The sequence below is a fragment of the uncultured Campylobacter sp. genome, assembly GCF_938045775.1.
In the GTDB taxonomy this organism is placed as follows: Bacteria; Campylobacterota; Campylobacteria; order Campylobacterales; family Campylobacteraceae; genus Campylobacter_B.
The window spans coordinates 1-3,320 of sequence record NZ_CALIBH010000130.1 but is presented as its reverse complement, the minus strand read 5'-3'; the positions used below and the strand labels follow the sequence as shown (position 1 = coordinate 3,320).

Genomic DNA, 3,320 nt, shown 5'->3' with positions numbered 1-3,320 from the left:
AAAAGGGCGGCAGCTTCGCGATCCACGATCTTTTCTCGCGCGGAAACTACGGCGACATGGATGCTTTCATAGCACGGCTTAAGGAGCAGGGCTACGAGCGAGTTGAGCTCATAGACACGACGCAGGGGCTTTTTATGGACCCGCGCGAGGCAAAATGGCTGATGCTCGGTAGCTCAAAATTGCTGGTGGGTAAGAAATAGATTTTTTGTAAATTTAGATTTAGGCAAATTTGAAGACGGATTAAATTTTAATCCCACCCGCTTTTAGCCGAATCCAAATCTTTAGGCTAGACTAATATATAATTGGCTATTTATCTCAAAAAAGAAACCGCGAAAGGAATTATTTCGGCCGAGGGCGTTATCCTTGCTGTGGGCGCGCTAACGGTCGCCATCGGATATTTTGTGCTTCTAGCAGCATTTATCCTATAGTGATATAGGCTGCGAGAGATCAAGACCGCTTAAATTTATCGTATTTGTTCTGTGAGCTAAGTGCATGCGGGTAGAACCTGCTGCCGAATTTTAATTTTGTGATTTTATGCAAAAAATCCGCGCCTCAAATTTAGCAAGGATTGCCCTCGGCATAGGCATAGCCGCCCTGTGCGATTTTACCGCTCATATCTACTATTTTTGACGTAGATTACTCCTTAAATTTGATTTTATTGAGTTTCATATATTCTTCAAAATAGTCCCAAGGACCATGATATAGTGTTTCAAGTCCGTTCCCGCAGTTATCTACGCGTATCCTTATCTCGCCATAATTATTACTTGTCCATGTTTTTGTCGTATCATCTTCTAACAATGTAGTACCGCGATAAGTAAGTTTATTTAGATCTCTTTTTCCCGTTTCAATTGAATCGATATCTTCACAAAAACTATCAAAATTTCTATTTTTTAACATTGCCATCAGCGAGCCTGTTGTTCCACTGTACTTTATAATATATACAATTCTATCGCTTTCTCCTCGAATTTTATCAGAGGCAGTGAAATTCTTATCAGATTTAAACGCTGCAATAGAGTTATATTGAAAAAATTTTAATATCAAATCCGATTCTTGATGCGTTTTTTCATCGTGATACTTTCTCTTGTAATAAACCGAATAATTAAGTTCTCCTTTATCATTAAAAAGCTTGCTATCCTCCCATGGATACACCACGCTTTCATCGTCTATAGCTTTTAGTATGGATTTATCTATCTGCGCGACTTGTTTTCCATCTTTGCAAATTTGCCTACCGATAGACAATAGATTTTCTAAATTTAATTCTTTAGACACTTTCCAAAATTCGCACTTATCGTCGGGACGCTTGTCGCCGTTACACTTACGATAAATTTCCCACCAGTCGATATCAAAGTCTAAATCTTTCGGTCTACTATCTCTTAAAAAGATTTCATAAAAAGGGTAATTGCTCTTTGCATGTTCGTTTTTCAAATACTGCTTAAACGCTATCTCTTTTAATTCGTTATCCGATAAGATGCCAAAATGCAGAGGATTGGTGCAAACTCCGGCGTAGTTTAAGCCCATATTTATAGGCATATAAGGGATAAATGTCAAAATGCAGATGATAAAAATCGCAGAGATTATATAGTGGCGTTTTATAAGGCGCAGAGAATTAACAAAGAATTTTTTCAAATTTGCCCCCTTCAGATTTCGTGCAATGATAGCCGATTTAAGCTTAACTGGCAAGATATGATATTAAAGCCGTAGCGGCTAAGCTTTTTCAGGCGCTATTCAGCATTAAAAGCGCCTTATTTTGTTGATTCAAGCGAAAATTCTATCAAAGCCGCCGCCGCAATCGAAACGCTGATATTCAATTTTATATAGGCCGTTACGCTTTGGGTGTCGAATGGCCCAAAACCGGGCGCGCTATTAAAAGATCGAGAGGAGATCGCTCGCCTTAAAAGCGCAATCTGTAGAAGCCTACACCTGCGGCTTAAATTTCACGGAATTTAAACGCGATACAAACTAAAGCAGCCGTAGTCGGTGCGCACGGCCAAATTTTTGCTACCGTTTGAATTCTCAAATTTCGCCTCGCATCGCTTTACGACGTGCTCCAGCTCAAAGCTAAGCGTCAAATTTGCGCTTTTTAGATCAACGATGTGAGCCTTACCATAGCTGATTATCGCAAGGCGCGAGCCGTCCTCGCTCAGACAAAAATCGCTCGCCTGCGCGCACTCGCCTTGTAGCCACGCAGGTCCCAGCCGCGAGCCGTCCGCGTCAAGGCAGATTAGCTTATCCGAGTGGCGCTCTTTGCCGAGCAGCGAGCCGTCGGGTAGAAAGCAAATTTTATCCAAAATGCCGGAGCCCCCTTTTATCTCGCTTAAAATTTTGCCGCAAGAGCCGTCAAGCGCGCTTAAAATTTGAATCTCGTTTTGCTTGCAACAAAGCGCCAGTCGCGAGCCGTCCGCACTAAGCGCGATGCAAAATATCGGCGTGGAGCTTTTCATTTCGGCCTTATATTGCGTAAGAAGCGAAATTTCGCCGTCTCGCAAAATAAAAATTTGACCGAATATCGCAAACGCCGCCGTATCTTTCGCCGCGCAAACGAAACTCGTAAATTCTTTGCTGTTTTTAAAGCTCAACCATTGAGAGAGATCGCTAAATTCGCCCGTTGCGGGATCAAATTTAAAGATAAAATGATCCAGATCCAAAAGCAAAACCTCGCCCGCACGCTCCGCCTGCCACGCAAGCGGCTTTGGCAAAATAATATCCCCTTTTATCGCGCCGTCCGCGCCCAGCCTAGTCAAAAAATCGACCGAGCCGTTTTCTTTGTAGCCGCCGCATTTATAGACGAAATTTTCGCCCTCAAAGCTCGCAAACGCCAGCGCGCCCGTGTATCCGCCGCCGATGTAAACGTGCAGGCTCGTTTCGCCAGGCCTCGCATCCGCGTTTTGCATGACGTAGCCCTTTTTTAGGCTCTCCCACTCCTTTTTCGCGCAGGCTTTTTGTGCCTCGTCTATGCTGGCAAACTCCTTTTGCGTCTGCCTCGTTTTGCCGTTTTTGATGCTCTTGCTGAGTAAAATTTGACCCTGCACGCGCAAATTTAGGCGGTCGCCGCTGGTTAAATTTATTAAATTTTTCATTTTCGCTCCTGCGGATTAGTTTTAAAGATTATCACAAAGCGGCGCTTAAAAGTCGCTAAATATCGATAACGCCGAGATGCGAGAGTAAAATTTTAACCCCGATTAAGATCAAAATCGCGCCGCCTAAAACGAGCGCCTTGGCTTGCAGAAATTTGCCCGTTAGCTTGCCTGCGTAGCACGCCGCGACGCACAGCGCGAAGCAGACGAGCCCGATTACGCAACAGGCGTAGAGGATGTTTGTCT

At 43.8% G+C, this 3,320-nt stretch carries 3 protein-coding genes and 1 pseudogene; 1 reads left to right on the top strand and 3 read right to left on the bottom strand.

The annotated features are described in order from the left end of the window. A pseudogene (locus tag Q0238_RS05010) lies at positions 1–200 on the top strand (SAM-dependent methyltransferase); the annotation flags it as partial. 436 nt (positions 201–636) lie between these two features. Here the strand turns inward: Q0238_RS05010 and Q0238_RS05005 are convergent. The 3 genes from Q0238_RS05005 to Q0238_RS04995 all read right to left on the bottom strand — a co-directional run. Then, the gene (locus tag Q0238_RS05005; RefSeq protein ID WP_297943482.1) at positions 637–1,626 is read right to left on the bottom strand and encodes a hypothetical protein; all 990 of its coding nucleotides are present in this window, start codon (positions 1,624–1,626) and stop codon (positions 637–639) included. Positions 1,627–1,943: 317 nt separating this feature from the next. Beyond that, positions 1,944–3,077: a hypothetical protein gene (locus tag Q0238_RS05000; protein WP_297943479.1), complete on the bottom strand. Its 1,134-nt coding sequence runs from the start codon at positions 3,075–3,077 to the stop codon at positions 1,944–1,946. Positions 3,078–3,132: 55 nt separating this feature from the next. Continuing rightward, positions 3,133–3,320: manganese efflux pump (locus Q0238_RS04995; protein WP_297943476.1), on the bottom strand; the 188-nt coding region annotated here is incomplete at its 5' end.

Excerpts from the sequence above, each read along its gene's own strand:
- Q0238_RS05000 (WP_297943479.1), bottom strand. The coding sequence starts at position 3,077 with ATGAAAAATTTAATAAATTTAACCAGCGGCGACCGCCTAAATTTGCGC.